At 42.1% G+C, this 21,117-nt stretch carries 15 protein-coding genes, 1 pseudogene and 1 riboswitch; of the genes and pseudogenes, 11 read left to right on the plus strand and 5 right to left on the minus strand.

The genetic code is table 11. The annotated features are described in order from the left end of the window. Positions 1-27: 27 nt before the first annotated feature. A pseudogene (locus tag AC6HZ4_RS25195) lies at positions 28-251 on the plus strand (DDE-type integrase/transposase/recombinase); the annotation flags it as partial. A gap of 63 nt (positions 252-314) precedes the next feature. On the opposite strand, the gene AC6HZ4_RS25200 reads toward AC6HZ4_RS25195, so the two are convergent. The 3 genes from AC6HZ4_RS25200 to AC6HZ4_RS25210 form a co-directional block, all read right to left on the minus strand. After that, entirely contained in the window at positions 315-1,298 is a 984-nt protein-coding gene (locus tag AC6HZ4_RS25200) for an alpha/beta hydrolase fold domain-containing protein (RefSeq protein ID WP_497492607.1), read from the minus strand. 681 nt (positions 1,299-1,979) lie between these two features. Beyond that, positions 1,980-2,094, minus strand: a riboswitch (TPP riboswitch). 153 nt (positions 2,095-2,247) lie between these two features. Beyond that, positions 2,248-2,736 carry a metal-binding protein gene (locus AC6HZ4_RS25205; RefSeq protein WP_497492608.1) on the minus strand — a complete coding sequence of 163 codons (489 nt, stop codon included), beginning with the start codon at positions 2,734-2,736 and terminating at the stop codon, positions 2,248-2,250. Between the two features lie 33 nt (positions 2,737-2,769). Continuing rightward, positions 2,770-3,150, minus strand: a complete 381-nt coding sequence (locus AC6HZ4_RS25210; RefSeq protein ID WP_497492609.1) for a YkvA family protein — start codon at positions 3,148-3,150, stop codon at positions 2,770-2,772. Positions 3,151-3,602: 452 nt separating this feature from the next. Here AC6HZ4_RS25210 and AC6HZ4_RS25215 point away from each other — a divergent pair, with 452 nt between their 5' ends. After that, on the plus strand, positions 3,603-5,528 hold the full coding sequence (locus tag AC6HZ4_RS25215; RefSeq protein ID WP_497492610.1) for an LTA synthase family protein: 1,926 nt from the start codon (positions 3,603-3,605) through the stop codon (positions 5,526-5,528). An 85-nt stretch (positions 5,529-5,613) separates the two neighbouring features. Here the strand turns inward: AC6HZ4_RS25215 and AC6HZ4_RS25220 are convergent, their stop codons facing one another. Then, the gene (locus AC6HZ4_RS25220; RefSeq protein WP_497492611.1) at positions 5,614-6,516 is read right to left on the minus strand and encodes an aldo/keto reductase; all 903 of its coding nucleotides are present in this window, start codon (positions 6,514-6,516) and stop codon (positions 5,614-5,616) included. A 341-nt stretch (positions 6,517-6,857) separates the two neighbouring features. Between AC6HZ4_RS25220 and dat the strand changes: the two genes are divergently transcribed. The 9 genes from dat to AC6HZ4_RS25265 all read left to right on the plus strand — a co-directional run bounded on the left by dat (position 6,858) and on the right by AC6HZ4_RS25265 (position 20,724). Further along, positions 6,858-7,733 carry a D-amino-acid transaminase gene (gene dat / locus AC6HZ4_RS25225; protein WP_497492612.1) on the plus strand — a complete coding sequence of 292 codons (876 nt, stop codon included), beginning with the start codon at positions 6,858-6,860 and terminating at the stop codon, positions 7,731-7,733. A 263-nt stretch (positions 7,734-7,996) separates the two neighbouring features. Next, entirely contained in the window at positions 7,997-9,319 is a 1,323-nt protein-coding gene (locus AC6HZ4_RS25230) for a C40 family peptidase (protein WP_497492613.1), read from the plus strand. Between the two features lie 950 nt (positions 9,320-10,269). Further along, entirely contained in the window at positions 10,270-11,025 is a 756-nt protein-coding gene (locus tag AC6HZ4_RS25235) for an SH3 domain-containing protein (RefSeq protein ID WP_497492614.1), read from the plus strand. Positions 11,026-11,245: 220 nt separating this feature from the next. Next, positions 11,246-11,524 carry a DUF3910 family protein gene (locus AC6HZ4_RS25240; RefSeq protein WP_497492615.1) on the plus strand — a complete coding sequence of 93 codons (279 nt, stop codon included), beginning with the start codon at positions 11,246-11,248 and terminating at the stop codon, positions 11,522-11,524. A gap of 118 nt (positions 11,525-11,642) precedes the next feature. Next, the gene (locus AC6HZ4_RS25245) at positions 11,643-13,256 is read left to right on the plus strand and encodes an SWIM zinc finger family protein (RefSeq protein WP_497492616.1); all 1,614 of its coding nucleotides are present in this window, start codon (positions 11,643-11,645) and stop codon (positions 13,254-13,256) included. After that, positions 13,246-16,008 (plus strand): DEAD/DEAH box helicase, encoded by a 2,763-nt coding sequence (locus AC6HZ4_RS25250; RefSeq protein WP_497492617.1) that lies wholly within the window; start codon positions 13,246-13,248, stop codon positions 16,006-16,008. The genes AC6HZ4_RS25245 and AC6HZ4_RS25250 overlap by 11 nt, the downstream gene beginning before the upstream one ends. Before the next feature lie 585 nt (positions 16,009-16,593). Then, positions 16,594-17,859 carry a Glu/Leu/Phe/Val family dehydrogenase gene (locus tag AC6HZ4_RS25255; protein ID WP_497492619.1) on the plus strand — a complete coding sequence of 422 codons (1,266 nt, stop codon included), beginning with the start codon at positions 16,594-16,596 and terminating at the stop codon, positions 17,857-17,859. Positions 17,860-18,274: 415 nt separating this feature from the next. Then, positions 18,275-19,252 carry a glutaminase gene (locus AC6HZ4_RS25260; RefSeq protein ID WP_497492621.1) on the plus strand — a complete coding sequence of 326 codons (978 nt, stop codon included), beginning with the start codon at positions 18,275-18,277 and terminating at the stop codon, positions 19,250-19,252. Positions 19,253-19,401: 149 nt separating this feature from the next. After that, a complete protein-coding gene (locus AC6HZ4_RS25265) occupies positions 19,402-20,724 on the plus strand; it encodes an ATP-binding protein (RefSeq protein WP_497492622.1) in 1,323 nt (440 codons plus the stop codon). Positions 20,725-20,802: 78 nt separating this feature from the next. Here AC6HZ4_RS25265 and AC6HZ4_RS25270 read toward each other — a convergent pair whose 3' ends face one another. Continuing rightward, positions 20,803-21,033 carry a hypothetical protein gene (locus tag AC6HZ4_RS25270; RefSeq protein WP_497492623.1) on the minus strand — a complete coding sequence of 77 codons (231 nt, stop codon included), beginning with the start codon at positions 21,031-21,033 and terminating at the stop codon, positions 20,803-20,805. Positions 21,034-21,117 lie beyond the last annotated feature (84 nt).

Genomic DNA, 21,117 nt, shown 5'->3' on the forward strand with positions numbered 1-21,117 from the left:
ATAGATGCCTTTTGGGCTATCACCTAAATGAGACAAGTGAAATATCTCAATACTATCATAGAACAAGATCATCGTTTCATTAAGAAAAGAGTAAGCCCCATGCTAGGATTCAAAACGTATGAAACTGCTACTGCAATAGTATGTGGCATTGAAGTCATGCATATGATGAAAAAAGGGCAAGTTCACCAAAGGGTGAACTTGCCCAAAATCAGAAAGAATTCATTGGTAAACTATGTGGCATCACATCATAATCCGTAAGCTAACAAGAAGTTCATGTCCTATGTTTTGCTGAAATCATCTTTGCATCAGAACCTTTACTTATCTTTACCTTTTACGTGTGTATCTAAGAAGTCAATTATAATTTTTGTGACTTCTGGTTGCACCCAGTGCGTTCCACCATGGCCAGCATCTTTTACAATATAATAAGTGGAATCCACCCCTTTGTTAATTAAAGCATCGTGTAATATTTCAGTTTGATTTGGTGAAACCAGTGTATCTTTATCTCCGTGCATAATTAAGAACGGCGGTGCATCCTTATTGATATATGTGATAGGATTTGCCTTGGCTGCTTTTTCAGGATTATCATGAATTGAACCACCAGGCCCCATTACGGAAGGTCCATTTACCCACATAGCTTCTGGTGCGGAAGGCGATTTGTGAAGAGCCTGAACTTCTTCTGAAAAGCCATATCCGACTCTCGTTAAGTCAGAAAGACCATACAAATCTATAACTGCTTTCACATCACTGCTTTGGTCTAGACGCTCCCCTTTGTCAAATTCCTTTAAACCATTTGTTGTGCCAGCCATCGCTGCAAGATATCCTCCAGCTGAACTACCCATCACAGCGATCTTCTCTGGATCGATATTAAATTTTTTAGCATTGGCACGCAGGTAACGAATGGCCGCTTTAACATCTTCAAGTGGTGAAGGGAAAATACTTTGAGGTGTAACTCGATACTCAATACTAGCGACAACATACCCTGCCTCTGATATAGACATTCTTTGTTGTATAGACTTATCATTATTGGCTGACATGAATCCGCCACCTGGTACAAATACAACTGCAGGAAGAGCTTCTTTACTTTCAGGCTGTAAAATATCCATTTCAAGAGGAAGACTAGAATACCCATAAATAGGTTGCTGAGAGTAAATGACACCCGAAATTAAATTAATGGAATTTTCCTTAATAGGAACTTCTAATACTTTAGCTTTATTGTCGGCAGCGCTAGCAAGTGTAGTAACAGCAGCAAGAATACCGGCCATTAGTAGAGAAAAGAAGGGAACTCTTTTTATCTTCATCCACAGTATCCTCCTAGAAAATATTATAGTGATTAATGATAATAACGAATCGGGATGTTTATCAATTATAGAAATAGTTAGAGTAATTTAAGCGGTTACATAATAAAATAACCTACACTTTTACTCATAATAAATGATCCGAGAAATAATGAAAAAATTTAGTTAAAGCAGATAAGAATTAAAAGCAGAGATGCTATTGCAAGGCGTATTGATATATACGTAACACGGTAGAGAATATATATAGGCCAGCACTCCTCCTTTACAAGTCTATAGATGTATAAAACATATGAAATTTATCTTTACGCACCTATAAACCATGAATAAAAAACTCAAAAACAAGAAAGTGGTTACTGAATATCTCTATTAAATTTCTCGGTGTGGAGTTCTTTAAATATACAATTGATTCTGTTTAATTTATATAGTCATGATATACGAAAAGAAATCATTAATTCCCTTCAATCTGACTGATGCATGTAATGAAAGCCAGCCCCATCTATCTAGCAAAAAAAATACCCCCAAAACGATAGAAATGGACAAATGTCACAAAATCTTCGTTCTGGAGGACACCATAAAATTCTAACTTGATGGACGTGGAGCCATGTCCGCTTTTCTTATAAAACAAAAAACGCCAGGTCCTCATAGCAAAACAGGACCTGGCGTAAGCAGCATATGTACATGATGCAACACGTCTAAAAACTTCCCTACGCTGGTACGAACCAGATCAGGTCCAAAGGGTTAAGAAGCTTATTCGCGCTTCTCTCTTAGCCCCGCATATGAGGCACCCCTAGTATCACTTATAAAATTAATTTACACTCTTATTATACAGAAAATAATGGAAAGACAAAGCATTTTCTGAATAAGAAAAGCGAACACGAAGGAGACAGTTCTTCGCACATGGAGGAGCTTTTTGCTTCGGCGGGCGAGAACTGTCTCTACTAATGGGAGCCTTTTATCGCTTGCTCCTCTTTGGTCGAAACATCCGTTTTCGTTTCGTATTCACTGTATCAAGCATAATATGAAGGGCGCTCGTCGTGAAAACCCCAAGCACTGCTGCGCCAAGCATCGGTCTATGCGCATGGATCAATCCCGGCAGCGCACCGTCTAATACCTTAGCATCTAATATGTACAGAAACGGCAGCGAAATGACGAGTAAATACAATAGCCGAATAATGTCTCCAAGCACAATCGTATGCGTAAGCACGGACCGGTGCGGCATGACAGCCCGATACGGACGCCAAATAATGCGCAGCGGTCCCCAGTTGCGGTACGCAGAGCTTACGGTATCCAAATCCGGCGTCAAAAAGTACGTGCCAAAAACAAATCCTCCCGTAAACCAAAGTAAGAACTCCCGGCTCGTCATACCGTATGATACAAGTAAAAAAAGAACGACGGGCAGAACCAATAAATTTAATCTTGTATGTGTTCGTCCTGATGGCATCTCTAGCTTCTCCTCAACTATTTACAGGCAAGCTTATTTCTGTTCGCTTGCTCCTTCTATTTTGTGATCAATATCCGAAGTATCCGCGTCCTCGCCAAACCACTGCGAGAGCTTCTCCTTCGCCTTCCGCTTCACTTCATCATCAACATACGCCGCAGACTGCAGCAGCACTGCGCTAAGAGCACCTAAATCATCCGTATACCCCAGGCCCGCAATTATATCTGGAATCGCATCAACAGGCGCGATGAAATAAGCCAATGCCCCAATAATTGCAACCTTTACTCGCTTTGGAACATCTGGCCGCTGCAGAACATAAAACAAAAGCAAGCCTGTATAAATCACGAAATGGCCGGCTTTCTTTGCAGCCCCCTTCGTCTTATCCCAAAATGCTTCTACCGAAAATTTTTGCTCCATCTACAAGACCTCCAGTCAGATTCCCCATAATTCCTATTATATGAAGAAATGAGATTTTTTTCAAAATTGCTTGCCAATCCACCTTTAATCTAACAGGTTCCTTTCCCAAGAACAAAATGGATAAGCTATGTTATATTTAATTGTTGACGAGCATATAAACGTAATGATAAAGTTTTGTTTGGTTAATGTAAATCATTTGTAAAAATTTACACCCATTATATAGTTTCTAAACAATCCCATTTATAGTATAATACAAAAATGACATTTGATAAATTTCCCATATGAATAGAAAAAAGCGGGAATGACGCAATAGGAACGCAGTTAAAAACTTTGCATAGAGCATACTTATATGCCTCCATGAAAAGACAAACGATGCGGCTTCATTGCGGAACTCCTTTTTTCTTTTTGCATAAAAAGCTCTGCAAGGTGAGAAATAGAAAGGGTGAGGGTGAATGAAGGAATCCTTGAAAGCACAGTTCCAGAACTCGAAATTTACTTTATTGGCTGCTTTGTTCGTATGGCTCAAAACATATATCGTCACTCGTATAAGCTTTGATTTAAAATTAGAGTCGCCGATGCAGGAACTTATTTTGTTTATTAGTCCACTTGCATCGTCCTTGCTGCTAGTTGGCTTATCACTGTTTATGACGGGTAAGAAGCGAAACTATATGGCAATCTTTATGGACTTCCTTTTAACAGTTATTTTAATTGGGAACGTAATGTTCTACGGCTTCTTTAATGACTTTGTGACATTGCCTGTTTTAATGCAAACGTCCAACTTCGGAAGCCTTGGCTCCAGTATACAGGAGCTGTTCAACTACAAAATTTTATTAATGTTTGCAGACATTTTCTTCTTATTATATATCGCTAGAAAGACGCGCAGCTATGTACGTGCCGAGCGCTTGAGCCGCCCATTTAAAGCATTGTACTTTCTTGTAACAGCTGCAGTGTTCCTAGTGAATCTTGGACTCGCTGAAATGGAGCGTCCAGAACTGCTTACACGTTCATTCGACCGTGTTATGCTTGTCAAAAACTTAGGATTATATGTACATCAGGTATATGATTTAGGACTGCAAGCAAGAGCAAGCTCACAAAAGGCTTTCGCTGACGGCAGCAAGCTGCAGGAAACAGAAAACTATGTAAAAGCAAACCATGTACAGTCAGATTCAAAGCTGTTCGGCAGCGCAAAAGGGAAGAATGTAATCGTAGTATCCCTTGAATCGACACAATCATTCCTAATAGGAGCAAAGGTAAACGGACAGGAGGTTACTCCATTCCTAAACCAATTTGCGAAGGAAAGCTATTACTTTGAGAACTTCTTCCATCAAACTGGTCAAGGAAAAACGTCTGATGCAGAGTTTATTATTGATAACTCCCTTTATCCGTTAGACCGCGGTGCTGTATACTTTACACACTCAAATAACGAATTCGTAGCAACACCGGAAATTTTACGCCAGCAAGGCTACTATACAGCCGTGTTCCATGCAAACAATGCAACATTCTGGAACCGTAACATGATGTATCCAGCATTAGGCTATGATCGTTATTTCAATGAATTAGACTACAAGGCTACGCCGGAAACAAAAATTGGCTGGGGCTTAAAGGATATCGAATACTTTGATCAGTCTGTTGATATGCTGAAAACAATCAAGCAGCCATTTTACACTCGCTTTATTACGTTAACAAACCACTATCCATTTACGTACAATGATGACATGAAGATGGTCGAGCCATTTAATTCTGGTGACGGCGTCTTGGACCGTTATTTTGTAACGGCTCGCTACATGGATGAAGCATTAAAACATTTTATTGAAAAGTTAAAAGCCGAAGGACTTTATGACAATTCAATTATTGTGTTCTACGGTGACCATTATGGTATTTCCGAAAACCATAACACTGCTATGGCAAAATTCTTAGGTAAAGAAGAAATCACTGATTTTGATCACGTGAACCTACAGCGTACACCGCTATTTATTCACGTTCCAGGGCAAACGGAAGGAAAAACAATTTCCGCTCCTGCTGGTCAAGTGGATGTAAAGCCTACAATCCTAAGCTTACTCGGCATTGATACATCGAGCGATATCGAATTTGGTCAGGACTTGCTTGCTCCAGATCGTAAACCGTTTGTCGTATTCCGTGACGGTAACTTTGTAACAGACAAGTATTACTACTACGGAAGCACATTCTACGATCGCAACACAGGCGAAGTAGTAACAGTTCCTGCAGCAGAAGCAAAAGCACTGATCGACCGTGCTCAAAATGAATTGCGTATGTCTGATACTATTATTTCAGGCGACTTGCTTCGCTTCTTTGATGGAAATAAGATTCAAACCGGAACTGTAAAAACAACTATTAAAGAACAAACAGCAAAAGAATAAGAAAAAAGGCGGATTAATCGATCCGCCTTTTTCTTATTCTATCTAGCTTTTACGGGAGCAAACCAGGCCGCATCCGTCTTTCTTGTTATGGTACGTTATGCCCAAGGGAGCTAATGTAAATGCGGAACCATTGCTGACGGCTGAGCGTAAGCTTTGCTGCTTGTGCAGCTGTACGGATGCGCTCAATCTTTCCTGACCCTACGATTGGCATAATCTTTGCTGGATGTGCCAGCAGCCATGCATACATTACCTCATCTATGGAGCCCGCACCGCTTTCCTCTTTTACCTCTTCTAAAGTTTTCTTAACCCGCATTGCACGTTCTGTTGAAGCAGAAAAAATACTGCCGCCAGCAAGCGGCGACCATGCCATTGGTGCGATACGCTTCTCTTGGCACTTCTCAATTGTTCCCTTTTCAAAATGCTCAAATTGCATAACGGAAATTTCTAACTGATTGGTCACAAGCGGCATGTCAAGATAAGAGGAGAGCATTTCCATTTGCGACGGTAAAAAGTTAGAAACGCCAAATTCAAGCACCTTTCCTTGCTGTTTTAGCTGAGCAAACGCCTCTGCTACCTCCGCCGGATCCATAAACGGATCTGGACGGTGGATGAGAAGTGTATCCACATAATCTGTTCCGAAATGGCGCAAGGAATTTTCTACGCTTTGAATGATATGGGCTTTGCTTGTATCATAATGATTGACCAGATGCTCAGGATATTTAGCGGAACGAAGCTTAATGCCGCATTTTGTTACGATTTGCATCGAGGAACGCAAGGATGGCATCAGACGCAATGCTTGTCCAAACAAAGCCTCACAGCTGTAATCGCCATAGATATCTGCATGATCGAAGGTTGTAATCCCCATTTCCATGCACTCCTCGATTAATTGAAGCAGCTCCTGACTGCTCATATCCCAATCCCGCAGCCGCCACATCCCGTGCACAATACGCGAAAATGATACTTTTTCTGAAAGCTGTACTGTTTGCATATGTATAATCCTCTCTCCTTTAGAATCTCCTCTTTATTATAACAAAACATTTCTTCCTTTCTCTTACAAAGGATTGCACCCTCATCCCCTATACAAAAGCTTCACGTTCACTTTACAGGGACTTCATGTTCATAGCTTATACTAAATTTGTCTAGATGATGTCCCTAGCAGGAACAGCAACCCTTTTTACACGGTAGTGGATCACACTACGCACAACGTTTTTCATCGAAACGTTGTCTTTTTTTACGAAAAATTAGCAGGATTTTAAAAAAAAATGCCTAATTGTATTCAAAAGAGCCTTGTTTCATCTTAATGCGAATAGAAATGGGGAGAAAATACATATGAGCTATGAACCAATTGTATTATTCGGAGAACACTTTGTAGATACGAGACAAGCAAAGCCTTCTATCGACATGGAGGAACGCGGTTTGCAGTTCGGTGATGGCGTGTATGAGGTAATTCGATTGTACGAAGGTACATTTCACTTATTGGAGCCTCATTTAGCACGCTTGTACCGCTCCATGGAGGAAATTGAACTCACCCCTCATTTTTCAAAAGCACTGCTTGTGAAATGGTTGTACGAACTTGTGGAGCATAACAAATTTACTGGAAATGGCACTGTCTATTTACAGGTATCACGCGGCGTTCAGCCCCGCAATCATGTATACGCTTCAAATATCAAGCCAATGCTCTATGCCTATCTTATCAAAAAAGAACGCCCAGCCGATGCGATGCTCCGTGGTATTCGCGTTTGCACAGAGCAGGATATCCGTTGGCTTCGCTGCGATATTAAATCACTCAATTTGCTTCCAAATGTCATGGCAAAAACAAGTGCGGAACGAAAAAGCTGCCAGGAGGCTCTGTTCGTCCGGAATGGTATCGTTACGGAAGGAAGCCACTCAAACTGCTTTATTTTCAAAAACGGAACGCTCTATACACATCCTGCCAATCACCTTATTTTAAATGGCATCGTCCGGCAATATGTCCTCTCTCTCGCTGCAAAGCTTAGTATTCCTGTTCAGGAGGAGATATTTAGCGTACGAGATGTACTGCAGGCAGATGAATGCTTTATTACAGGAACAACAACAGAAATTACCCCTGTCACGCATCTTGACGGTACCGCTATCTCAAATGGAATTGTCGGTCGAATGACAAGGCAGCTGCAAACATGCTTTCAAGAAAGCTTGCCTGGGGAACGAATTACATTTCTGCTATAAGACCGCCCGCAGCGGTCTTTTTTATATCTCCTCTCTCAACAATTCCTACTGCAGGAATAAGAGAATGGATTGGGACAAGGCTGCCTCCTTCAATCGACTTCTCACCCCTGGTTTCCTCCCTCCCCCTCTATATCAAAATCACGTTTCTCATTCATATATCAATTAAGGAATAATCATTGACAGTATCGCGTATCCATTTTAAGATTTTTAACGTTGGTAAATTTTTCATCAACTGAAATTTAGAGAAGAAAGGATACGAAAAAATGAAGAAAGTTCTCGGCAGCATTGCCGCCCTGTCTGCCTTAGGAGCCACAGCGGCTATCGACCATGCAGAAGCGGCACCAGAACAATCCGCACCAAGTGAGACAAGTGTTGCCTTGCATACGGTAGAAGCGGATTCCCTTCGTGTGCGCACTGGTCCCGGCACCTCCTACGGCATTCTTGGACTTGTGACAGAAGGACAGGCCCTGCAAGTCACAGGCGAAGAACAAGGCTGGTATGAAATTGACTATAATGGACAAACTGCATATGTTAGTAAAGATTATGTTCGCAGCACTACCTACACTGTTACTGTGTCATCATTGCGTGTTCGCGTCGGTCCAAGCACCGCTCACCCTGTTATTGGATATGTTCAGAAGGGACAAGAAGTTACAGTAACGGCAGAGCTGCAGCATTGGTATAAAATCAACTATAATGGGCAAACGGCCTATGTAAGCAAGGATTATATTTCTAAAAATGAAGACGAGGCAGCACAAGCAAATTTTCCTACCTCTGTACAGCAAAATGGAACATATGTTGTAACTGCTACCTCCCTGCGCGTCAGAGCTGGGGCTGGAGTCTACCATTCCGTCATCGGCGGTGTTGTGGAAGGACAAAAATTGCAGGTAAACGGAGTAGAAAATGGCTGGTATCGCATCACGCATAACGGCGGAACAGGCTATGTTAGCAGTGAATATGTACGCTTTATAGAGGGCGGCACGACCGCTGCACCGCAGGACCGCTACGTGAACGTGAACTCCTTATATGTCCGAAGCGGAGCGGGTACACAATATGAACCGCTAGGAAGCGTTAAACTTGGACAAAAGCTTCAGGTCTCCAACGAGCAGAACGGCTTTTTCCAAATTAGCTACAATGGGCAGACTGGGTATGTTGCAAAAGCATATCTTTCTGAAACACCGGTAGCGCAGGCAGCACCTACAGCGCCTGAGCAGTCTCCTCCTGCATCAAATACGGCATCGCTTCTAGCTTATGCAAAATCATTGGTGGGCACACCTTATGTCTGGGGCGGAACAACACCGGCGGGATTTGATTGCAGCGGCTTTGTTTATCATGTTTACAACAAGTTCAATAGCTCCTTTGGCCGCACTAGCACAGCGAATTATTGGAGAAGCCTAAACAAAACGACAAACCCGCAGCCTGGTGATCTTGTTTTCTTCCAAAACACCTATACAGCTGGCCCTTCTCATATGGGGATTTACCTCGGGGGAGACAGCTTTATACAAGCTGGAGATTCTGGTGTTGCCATCAGCTCTCTCAATAACCCATATTGGAAGCAGCATTTCTTGGGCTATGCAAAAGCAAACTAGAAATTGATTATCTTCTTCATCTATTACTAGATTACTTTCTTTTGTTACACTTAAAGAACATAAACTTTCAGTAAGGAAATCATTCGAAGCAGCGGGAAATTTTAAGTATAAGGGCAGCTACGCCTCTGTCTTTTCCCAAAGGCTTGCTAATCGGTAAGTTTTCTTTACAAATCTATTACTCTAGAAAAGCAAATATGTACCTGAATGTACATATACAAAAAATACGTCTTGCCTAGCAAGACGTATTTTTTGTACAGGCCGACAAAGCACATGCCACTATTATAGTGAAAACATATTAACTGGCATAAAATCAGAAACAGCCATTCGACATATATTTACGCACAACAAAAAAGATGCGGCTATTAGACAATTGCCGCATCTTTTTTGTTGTGTGTAGTCTATTACTCTAAAACTATGCAGCTTCCTTCATCCCCATAAAGGAAGCAACCGCTGTGGAAGTTGAAGCTTTGACAAAAGCAGCCTTCTATCTTTTCTCGCAGCACTTCATGTTCCCTAGCTTTCCCCTATTGTTTTATAGCCGTAAGCAGTTTACCTTCTTATATAATCATATCCCCCACCTATTTGCAACCGCTTCCAATGAATAATATAATACATTTCCCATAAAGAAGCAACCTATTTTTCCACAAACAGACAATTTTATACATCGCTTCTTCTATAATAATATGAAATGTCTTGTCCCATCCTGACGCTTACAGAAGCTATTCGATTTATTTCTTAGGAAATAGACATTCTAATTTGTTACATTCCATTTTTTGATAACGCTTACAACACCTTGTCCCACAAGGTTCGACACGTTATTTCCAATTTATTGTATATTACAAACTGTTACAGTAATATTACAATAGTTTTTTAGTTATGTAATTTCCCCGTTTACTAGTATAAAAGTTGCTATAATGAAGACAGCAAACAACGGTCAACGGGGGACAAGTATGAAGAAATTATTTGGAATCACAGCAGCTGCACTTTTCAGTCTCGGATTTTTCGCATCTTCTGCAGATGCAGCAACAGTCGTAACAGCAGATGTACTCAATGTCAGGCAAGGGCCGACGACTGGCTCATCCGTTGTAGGAAAGGTAACGAACGGTCAATCTTTACAGGTAACAAAACGCTTGAACGGCTGGCTTCAAATTCAATATAACGGGAAAACAGCTTACGTGAGCACAGCATATACAAAGGAAACAGGTACGGCTCCTTCTTCTAAATTGTATTACGTAAGCGCAGAATCCTTAAATGTACGCACGGGTCCAGGAACAGGCTATGCAGTGATTGGACAGCTTCGCAAAGGACAGACAGTCAAAGTAATAGCTGATGCAGGAAACGACTGGATGAAGATCAATCATAACGGCCAAACAGCATATGTGTATAAGCCATATGTGACTCCTGCGGCAACGTCTGTCGCAAAAGAATTTTATGTAGAAGCAACAGCCTACACACCATGGGAGTCTACAACAGGTATCACAGCGTACGGCTACAATGTGAAGAAAAACCCGAATATGAAGCTTATCGCAGTCGATCCAAAAGTCATTCCGCTTGGCTCGAAGGTATGGGTGGAAGGCTATGGTGAAGCCGTTGCAGGTGACACAGGCGGAGCAATTAAAGGCTACAAAATTGACGTTTTAATGCCAACAACAAAGCAAGCTCTACAATGGGGCCGCAAAAAGGTAAAGGTAAAAGTATTAAAATAATGGACGGAAATTATGAAGAAGTCTGTTTCTCTCATTGGGAAATAGGCTTCTTTTTTGTCTATAATAAGAAAAGCGGGTGCAAAACGCACGGTTCAGGCGAAGCCTATTCACGGAAGCTCTCTATGTGTTCTTCACTATGAAAGGTTCCTTTTGTCTTTTATGCCAAACTGGAGCAGGCTGCATCCGCTTACGCAAACAATTAGCAATGGGGGATTTTTAAATGAACATACACGCAAAGCCAGACTGGATTGGCACACCTCGCCGCTATCAAGACGAGCAGGATGAAGTTCTTGCCATCGATTTTTCATTAGAGAATGATGACAACCGCTACAGACTTGTCATTCGGACAAACAGCGCCGGTGTGCAATATGAATGTAAGCAGTACGGCGTGAGGCCTGGGGCGCAAAAGCCGTATCCGATCGATATTCCATTTACAAATGACATGATGCCCCTCGTTCAGAGGATTCTACAGGATCCTTATGTACAAGCTTGCCTCTGATCCGCTTCCTTTATACTGATTTCTCGCGTCAATCTCCCAGCCTCACCAGCCGAATTCTCATAATTCAAAAATTAGGCTATAATGAGTAGATGGAATTCTTTTTGCACGGAGGGATTGTATGCTTCAGCATTCACTAGGAAAAGAAGATGTGTTATCAATGGCTCATACGATGATTGCCGAGCTAGATCCGAAATCAGAATCGGATCGCGCCCTCATGACAAAGGGACTGCAGCTGTATCGGGAAGGACGTGTCTATAATGTTTCCTTCAACGGCTTTGTTCTCGAAGGAACTGTGGAGGATGAAACCGGCGTGTACGATTCAGCCCTTCCCATCAGCGATGCGGCATCAGGCTGCTGTGACTGCTTTGAAATCGGCTATTGCGAGCATCAGGCTGCTGTTTTGTTTTATGCCGCATCAAGCTTTGGACAAGTAGGAGAGATTACAAAGCTATTTAAAGAAAAAGGAAAGCCTGCTCAGCCTCAGCTAAAAACAGCAAAGCAGCTGCTGCAGGCATCAGCATATGATGAGCTTGATTTTGACAGCTGGCTTCGTTATTTCGATCAGGAATTTACAGCATTTAATGCAGAGCAAAATAAATATTCGTATCGAAAAATGTACTATCTCATGAGCATCTTTGAAGACTTTTATATGAAGCTTTTGAGAAAAGCGCCGCGCTCTGCTGCGCTGCGCGAGCTATTTGGACTAAGCGCTGCTCTATTTTCCTTTGAGCGTTTGCTCGAGGCGGCAGAGCAATATGCAGCCCAGCAGGTCTACTCCTACTTTAGTCCAACTGCAGTGGCACACCGCTTTATTGACGAAATCGAAATGCATATTGAAAAAATGAAAACCACTGCCTTTCCGCTTGCATTTGACCCTATATTAAAACGGACAAGCGAGCTCGCACATTCCTTGTTCTTTTCACATATCCTCTGTCTGCAGGAGCGCTTCTTTTTGTACCGCTACCTTTGGACCGACATATTGAATAAACCGGACTGGCTTGCAGAAGAGCAAGCAAAGCTAGAGGCAATGGAGCCCTCCCTTCTTCACTCGCTTGCAACGTCGCATTTACTCTTTCTCCATCAAAAGGATGCAGAAGCAATGGAGCTGCTGGAAGCAGAGTCAGACATGCTTGTCGGCTTTTATTTTTACTGGATTGAGGAATTGTGCGCCGATCTGCAGTGGGATCGTGTGGAGCAATGGCTCTCGTTTTCATATAAAAAGCTCAAGCAGTATGTGGCTGGAGCTGAAGAGCAGTTTTTAAAGAATGACATTGTCCGGCTGTTCCTCTCCTCCTATGAGTATTATGTGCATCACACAAACGACACTGGCGGATTCGAAACCATTTTACAGGAACTGCTTCCGCACAGCCTATGGCAATACGAAGCGTACTTAATTGCGAAAGGGCAATACCGCACTTGGGCAGAGCTGCGCATGTTCGTTGGCTTTGAGACGCTGGAAGGATTAAAGGAAGCTTTAAGGGAAGTAGAAAAAGAAGACCGTGAAGCTGTTCTTCCTTTGTATCATCAAGGCGTAATCGATGCCATTGGGATGAAAAACAGACAGGCCTACAAGCTGGCTGTTCGCTATTTAAAAAAATTGCGTACACACTACAAGAAATTGAAGCGAACGGAAGAATGGAATGTTTATATCACACAGCTTTCATCATCATTCTCCCGCTTGCGGGCATTCCAAGAAGAACTGAGGAAAGGAAAGTTGCTCGATGAACTCTGAAATTACACTTCGTCTAACGAAGACGGGACAAGCATGGTTTTTGTCGGGAGAAGATGAAACGGGCGCTCCGGTGTCGCGTTCCTCTTGGCTTCGTCATGCTTTTGCCTGGCACGCCTCATCATTTTATGGAACATTTCTGCAGGAAGAACGCTACAAGGGGCAAGACGGTGTTGTATTAACCGCTGTTCAAGCATTTGAATCTATCGCAAAGCGCCCCGCAAACTCCTTCGCTCCCTTGCGTTACGGCATGGAGGCATGGATGCCTGGCGCAGCAGCGCAGGAGGCATGGAGCGACTACGAGGAAGGGCTCTTTTTACCAGATATGGAACGTTGGGCAAGCGAACCTATTTGGAAGCCAGTGCACGCTTCCATCAGCGGTTCAATTCTCGCGCAATTATTTTCCGATGCAGTAAATGAAACGCTGCGCACAGGGGCATTACCGAGCGACGAGTGGGAAAAAGCAAAACGGCTGCATGACCATCGCGAATTCTCTATCAAGCAGCTGCTCGCCGCAACAGATGAGGAGGATTGGCTCCGCAAAATTGGCTACATTGAGGATGATATACCATTTACAATCAGTCTTCGCCTATTAGAGCCGCATGAAGACGGAGAAATGTGGAGGCTCGAAACGATTCTCGTTCCAAAACGGGGCGCGAAACGCTCGTACGTATACAAGAATGCCGCTTCTCTCCCAAAGCGCTGGCAAGGATATGAGGAACGCATCCAGAACACCTATGAAGGCTGGGGAAAGCTCGTCCCATGGCTGCTGGAGGATGGGCGCTGGCGTCATGAGCTACTGGAAGAGGAGGCATGGCGCTTCTTAACAGAGGCGAGCAATGAGCTATTGGCTGCTGGTGTTGACATTTTGCTTCCATCCTGGTGGCAGGCGCTCACGCAAAATGCCTTCTCTCTTCGCGCCAAGGTAAAAAGCGATGCTAACGTGCGCGGCGGCCAATCCTTTTTCGGCATCAACACGCTCGTCAACTTCGATTGGCGCATCTCCACAAACGGCATCGAGCTATCAGAGGCGGAATTTCGCCAGCTGGTCGAACAAAATCGCAGGCTGATTAACATCAATGGACAATGGATTAAGCTAGACCCGGCATTTATTGAACAGGTGAAAAAGCTAATGGACAAAGCGGATCGGTACGGTCTGCAAATGAAGGATTTGCTGCAGCAGGAGCTGCTCCGCGCCGATGCCGAGCAGCTGAAGGATTTTGATGAGGATAATCCATTTTCCGAGATTGAAATTGAGCTGGATGATTATTATGATGGGCTGCTGCACCGCTTAACAGAAATCGGTGACGTGCCGCCGGTCCGTATGCCGGAGCTGCTCCGCGCCGAGCTGCGTCCGTATCAGCAAAAGGGTGTGGAATGGCTGCTGTATTTGCGTGAGCTGGGGTTTGGAGCACTGTTAGCCGATGATATGGGATTGGGAAAGAGCATCCAAACAATCGCTTATTTTTTATACGCAAAAGAACATGGCTTAAGCCAAGGGCCGGCTCTCATCATCGCTCCGACCTCCGTGCTTGGCAACTGGCAAAAAGAAATCGAACGCTTTGCGCCAAGCTTACGCGTTTCCCTGCATTATGGCAGCAACCGTCCAAAAGGCGATCAATTCTTGTCATCTTTAGAGGGAAACGATGTTATACTCACATCCTACGCGTTAGCTAATCTAGATGAACAAGAGCTTTCCTCCTATAAATGGAGCAGCGTTGTCCTCGACGAGGCGCAAAATATAAAAAATGCCCAAACGAAGCAATCCCGCGCTGTCCGCCATCTTGATGCACATCATAAGATCGCACTGACAGGTACGCCGATGGAAAACCGCCTTTCTGAGCTATGGGCCATTTTTGATTTTCTCAACCGCGGCTACCTCGGCAGTCTGCCGCAGTTTCAGCGCCGCTTTGTAACACCGATTGAAAAGGATAATGATCATTCGAAAATTCAGCAGGTGCAGCGTCTCATTTCACCATTTTTGCTGCGCCGTACAAAGCAGGACCCCGACGTTGCGCTCAATTTACCGGACAAGCAGGAGCAAAAGGAATATTGCCCGCTTACCGTCGAGCAAGCCTCCTTATACGAGCAGCTGGTGCAGGATACACTCTCTCATATTCAAACGCTCTCGGGCATCGAGCGGCGGGGCTTCATTTTGCTTATGCTCAACAAGCTTAAGCAAATTTGCAACCATCCGGCGCTGTATCTAAAGGAGACAGAGCCGCGTGATGTAATAGAGCGCTCAGAAAAAATGCAAAAGCTGCTGGAGCTTGTAGACAATATTCAAGACCGCAACGAAAGCTGTCTCATTTTCACGCAATACATCCGCATGGGTGATATGCTGCAAAAGCTCATCGAAGAAACAACAGGAGAACGTGTTCTCTTCCTAAACGGCAGTGTTCGGAAAGCAGAACGCGACAGCATGATTGAACAATTTCAAAACGGGCGCTATAAATTTTTCATTCTATCGCTAAAGGCGGGCGGCATTGGTCTCAACCTCACAGCTGCCAATCATGTTATCCACTATGACCGCTGGTGGAATCCAGCTGTAGAAAACCAAGCGACTGACCGTGCCTACCGCATCGGCCAAAAACGATTCGTACACGTACACAAGCTAATTACGACCGGAACCCTAGAAGAAAAAATTGATGAAATGCTCGACCGAAAGCAATTGCTCAACGATGCAATTATTACAAGCGACAACTGGATTACAGAATTAACAACAGATGAATTGAAGGAGCTATTAGGAGTGTAGCATGATGCTGCACTCCTTTTTTCATGGTAAGAGCAGACACGGTCCTCCCTGCTCCCGAAGGAGACAGCTCTCTGCACATTGAGGCGCTTTTTACAATTCTGGATGAAGAAAGCTCTATTTGGGATTGAACTGCCCGCACCTGCTCGTTAAATGTGTAACGCGCTTGAAGAGGGATATTCTGTGAGAAAATAGTAAAATTTAGTTTTCTAAAAATGTTTAAAAACAAAAAAAATGTTCTGTATCTTTTTGTGTCTTTATGTAGTCTTCATTATAAATTAGGGTTAAGTTTTTGTTAGAAAAAACATGAAAGCGTTTAACCAAGATTGGGGTGTTGTAAAAGGTAATAATGCCAGCATTATATACTTCAGAAAAGCAGTGGATTTAGCATAAAGCTGGAATCAACCTACGATTAAACTATGTGTTATCAACAATTCAATTATTAAAGGAATGCTTGTTTATCAAGATTGAACGAAACTATTCGGTTCGGTCTTGCTGTTGCATAAGTAGCATCGGTTGGGAAATTGAACCATTATCAGCTATTTGTCGTGTAAACAATTTATAACCTTAGCGGTGGGAGGAATGAAAATGAAAATTGGTATAAAACAGGATAATGAAACGTTAGATTTATTAAGTTCAACACAATCTATTATAAAAGAGGCAACTCAAAAATTAGGGTATAGTGATGCCATGTATGAGTTATTAAAAGAACCGCTCAGAATCATCACCGTACGTATCCCTGTTCGAATGGATGACGGTTCCACTAAAATTTTTATTGGTTATCGTTCCCAACACAACGACGCTGTGGGACCTACAAAAGGCGGCGTGCGTTTTCATCCGGAAGTAAATGAAGAGGAAGTAAAAGCACTGTCAATGTGGATGAGTTTAAAGTGCGGCATTTTCGATCTTCCGTACGGCGGCGGAAAAGGCGGCATTGTATGTGACCCTCGCAGCATGTCGTCTTTTGAATTAGAGCGTTTGAGCCGGGGATATGTGCGTGCTATTAGCCAAATTGTCGGACCAACGAAAGATATTCCTGCACCAGACGTATTTACAAATCCGCAAATTATGGCCTGGATGATGGATGAGTATAGCCGTATTCAAGAATTTGACTCACCAGGATTTATTACAGGAAAGCCGATTGTGCTTGGCGGCTCACAAGGGCGTGAAACAGCGACTGCTACAGGAGTAACAATTTGTATTGAAGAGGCAGCGAAACGGAAAGGGATTCCATTAAAGGGTGCACGCGTTATTATCCAAGGGTTTGGGAATGCAGGAAGCTATCTTGCGAAATTTATGCAGGATGCAGGAGCAAAAGTAATCGGTATTTCAGACGCACTTGGCGCACTTTATGATCCGGAAGGACTCGATATAGAGTATTTACTTGACCGAAGAGATAGTTTTGGTACAATAACAAATTTATTTACAAATGTCATTACGAATCAGGAATTGCTTGAAAAAGAATGTGAAATTCTTGTTCCTGCTGCAATCTCCAATCAAATTACACGCGAAAATGCGGATCGCATTAAAGCTAAAATTGTTGTCGAAGCTGCGAATGGACCAACAACGCTTGAAGCAACAAATATATTAACAAAACGCGACATACTGCTTGTACCGGATGTGCTTGCTAGCTCTGGCGGTGTGACCGTTTCGTATTTTGAATGGGTACAAAATAATCAAGGGTATTACTGGTCAGAAGAGGAAGTAGCCCAAAAGTTACGCAGTAAGATTGTAGAGTCCTTCGAAAGGGTTTTCTCTACAGCTCAAACATACCGGGTAGACATGCGCTTGGCTGCATATATGGTTGGAATAAGAAAAATGGCAGAAGCAGCTCATTTTCGCGGTTGGGTATAAGTATGTTGGTTATAGGTCTAAGGGAAAGGAAATGAGACTAATGATTTTGAAGAACGCCCTGGATTTAAGTAAGAGTATCAATGAAGATCACCGGAATATGTATGAATTGGTACGGGATAAGGGTGTCTCTGATCCAGCTGTAATAAAGATCAGGCAACAGCTAAATAGGAAAATGATAATGTTGCAAAAAATTCTATATGAAATCTATCCCCTGTCACAAGGAAAGTCCCTTTACCAGGCTTAAAGATAAGGAATCAGCAAAAAATCCCCCGCCTCCACGCATTGCGCAGGCGGGGGAGGTTCATTTACTTATTTTTTTGCTAGATTTAGATATAACTACTTATAGCTTCAGCACAAAATGAAAGTTTGGGTAGTGAAAAATTTACACTATACACACTTAAGGGAGTGAGAGGACATGGTTCAAGTAATGACAAAAGAGGAGCAAATGAAGAAAGCTAGCCTGGATGAATGGGTAACACATTATCGGTCCTATGCTGCTAAAGGACAAAATGCCAGCTATATTCCTGCCTTAGAAAAGGCAAATTCGTCGCAGCTGGGCATTTGCATAGCAGAACCCAATGGCACAATGATATATTCAGGAGATTGGGAGGTTCCTTTCACTTTACAAAGTATATCCAAGGTGATTAGCTTTATAGCTGCATGTTTAAGCCGTGGGATTTCTTATGTATTAGAAAAGGTTGATGTAGAACCAACTGGAGATGCATTCAACTCAATTACGCGTTTAGAAATGCATAAGCCTGGAAAGCCATTTAATCCTATGATTAATGCAGGAGCAATTACTGTATCCTCACTCCTGCCTGGGAAATCCCCGCAGCAAAAATTAGAGATTCTATATACATTGATTGAAAAAATTATAGGGAAACGTCCAACTATTAATGAAGAAGTGTTTGAATCTGAATGGAAAACAGCTCATCGAAATAGAGCTTTAGCCCACTATTTAAAAGAGACGGGGTTTTTAGACTCAGAGGTAGAAGAAGCTTTAGAGGTCTACCTAAAACAATGTTCTATAGAAGTGAATACAAAAGACATAGCCTTGATTGGATTAATTCTTGCCCTGGATGGATACCATCCTATCCGTAAGGAACAAATCTTGCCTAAAGAAGTAGCTAGATTAACCAAAGCCTTAATGCTTACTTGTGGAATGTATAATGCATCAGGAAAATTTGCGGCTTTTGTTGGAGTTCCAGCCAAAAGTGGTGTATCCGGGGGGATTATGGCATTAGCTCCTTCAAGCACTAGAAGAGCGCTGTCTCTTCAAGGTGAACTTGGCATCGGTATATATGGACCAGCTATTGATGAATATGGCAATAGTTTAGCCGGGGGAATGTTATTAAAACATATAGCGCAGGAATGGGATCTAAGTATTTTCTAAAAGGTGCATTCGTTAATAAAGTTTTCATACTACTGAGCACTTTGCATTATAATGATGATTAGTTGTATAATTATATGTACCTTTTAAGGCTAGTGGTAAGTGTTATATTGAGATTGGTGAAACAGTATACGGATTTTTAAAATTAGGAAGTGACAATCTTGAATCTCAATACTGTATTAAAAAAAGATAGCTACATTCTTGCCCTGATGATATTTATAGTGCCATTAGCAAGCGAATTAAAGTTCTATCCTCTAAATGAAACATTTCGGATCAGCTTTGGTGCACCAACATTTTTTTTTCTTTTACTATTGCTGCAGAAAATGCCGGCAACTTTACCAGGCTTTTTAACAGGAACAGCAGTGGTAGGGTTTCGTATTCTGCTAGATGCCATTACGCAGGAACATTTTGATTGGGCTTCCTCTTTTCAAGTCCATTTCCCTAGTTTTTTCTATTATTTCGCTTATGCTTGCTTTTTTTATGTAGCAAAAGCAAAAGTCAATCACTTTCAAGACCAGTCTTTAATAATTGGTCTTATTGGCCTTGTAATCGAAATACTATCCGATTTTGCAGAGCTGATTATGCAATATTTTATGTTAAAAACAACGATTACGTTAGCGGGATTGAATGAAATTATCATTATTGCATTTTCTCACAGTTTTATCGTTCTAAGCTTTTTCAATATGATGAAATTATATGAAGCACAGTCTAGGGAAAGGCAAGCTAGAAAACGAAATGAACACATGCTAATGCTCATTTCCAATTTATATGAAGAATCCATTCATTTAAAAAAAACATTACGTGATACTGAAAATATAACAAAAAAATCATACGATCTGTACAAAAGTTTAAATGATTTAGAAAATGAACAGGTTAATTTTTTGGTAGAAGATTTACGAAAACAAGCATTAAAAATCGCTGGTGAAGTTCATGAGGTGAAAAAGGATAACCAACGTATCTTTGCAGGACTTTCAAAACTGATTTCCAATGAAGGTCCTGCAGAAGATTATATGGAAATACATGAACTAGTCAATATCATTGTGCGGGCAAATGAGAAATATGCCCGTTTACTGGGAAAAGAGATTCAGTTTGTGTACACAATTGAAGGTGCGCATCTGCCTTATCACGTGTATACCATTTTATCAATTATAAATAATATTGTTGTAAATGCGGTAGAGGTTATCAAAGACATAGGAACCATCACGATTTTTATTAGTAAGGAGCAGGACTCAATTCAATTTCTGATAGGAGATAATGGCCCTGGTGTTGCACCGAGGTACAAGGATTTAATCTTCAAGCCTGGTTTTACTTCTAAATACGACAATGACGGTAACCCTTCAACAGGTATCGGACTATCCTATGTAAAAGAAATGGTGGAACAGCTTGAAGGTGAAGTTACATTCCAAAACAGACCGGGAGGAAAAGGAGCAATTTTCACGATTCAATTACCGGTTAAGCACTTAATTAAGGGATGAAGAAAAAAAGCGGGCTTGTCTAAAGGTATTATATCTTTGGACAAGCCCCTTTTCATCTCAGTTGCCATGTTACAAATTTCAAACCGCAGCTGCAGCGAAACAAGGATCATTAAAGTAGATGACTTCAGAAAGGATCTTACAACCTGGAATTTTCTCGAAAGCTTCTCTTGCTTCTTCTTCTGTGCCAAATTCAAACAGGGTAGTGTTTTCTTTTGCATAGACAGTGATTATCCACATCAAAAAATACCTCCAATTAAAAGATAATTTTTCATTTTTACATAGGTTGATAGATACTTTTTGAAGTAACATAATTTCCACTCATCATACTAAATTTGATCTCTTTTTATTGATAGTATTAGCATCTCTAAATGCGATAGATTTCCTGCTTTTACT

The sequence above is a fragment of the Ectobacillus sp. OTK genome (assembly GCF_059698935.1).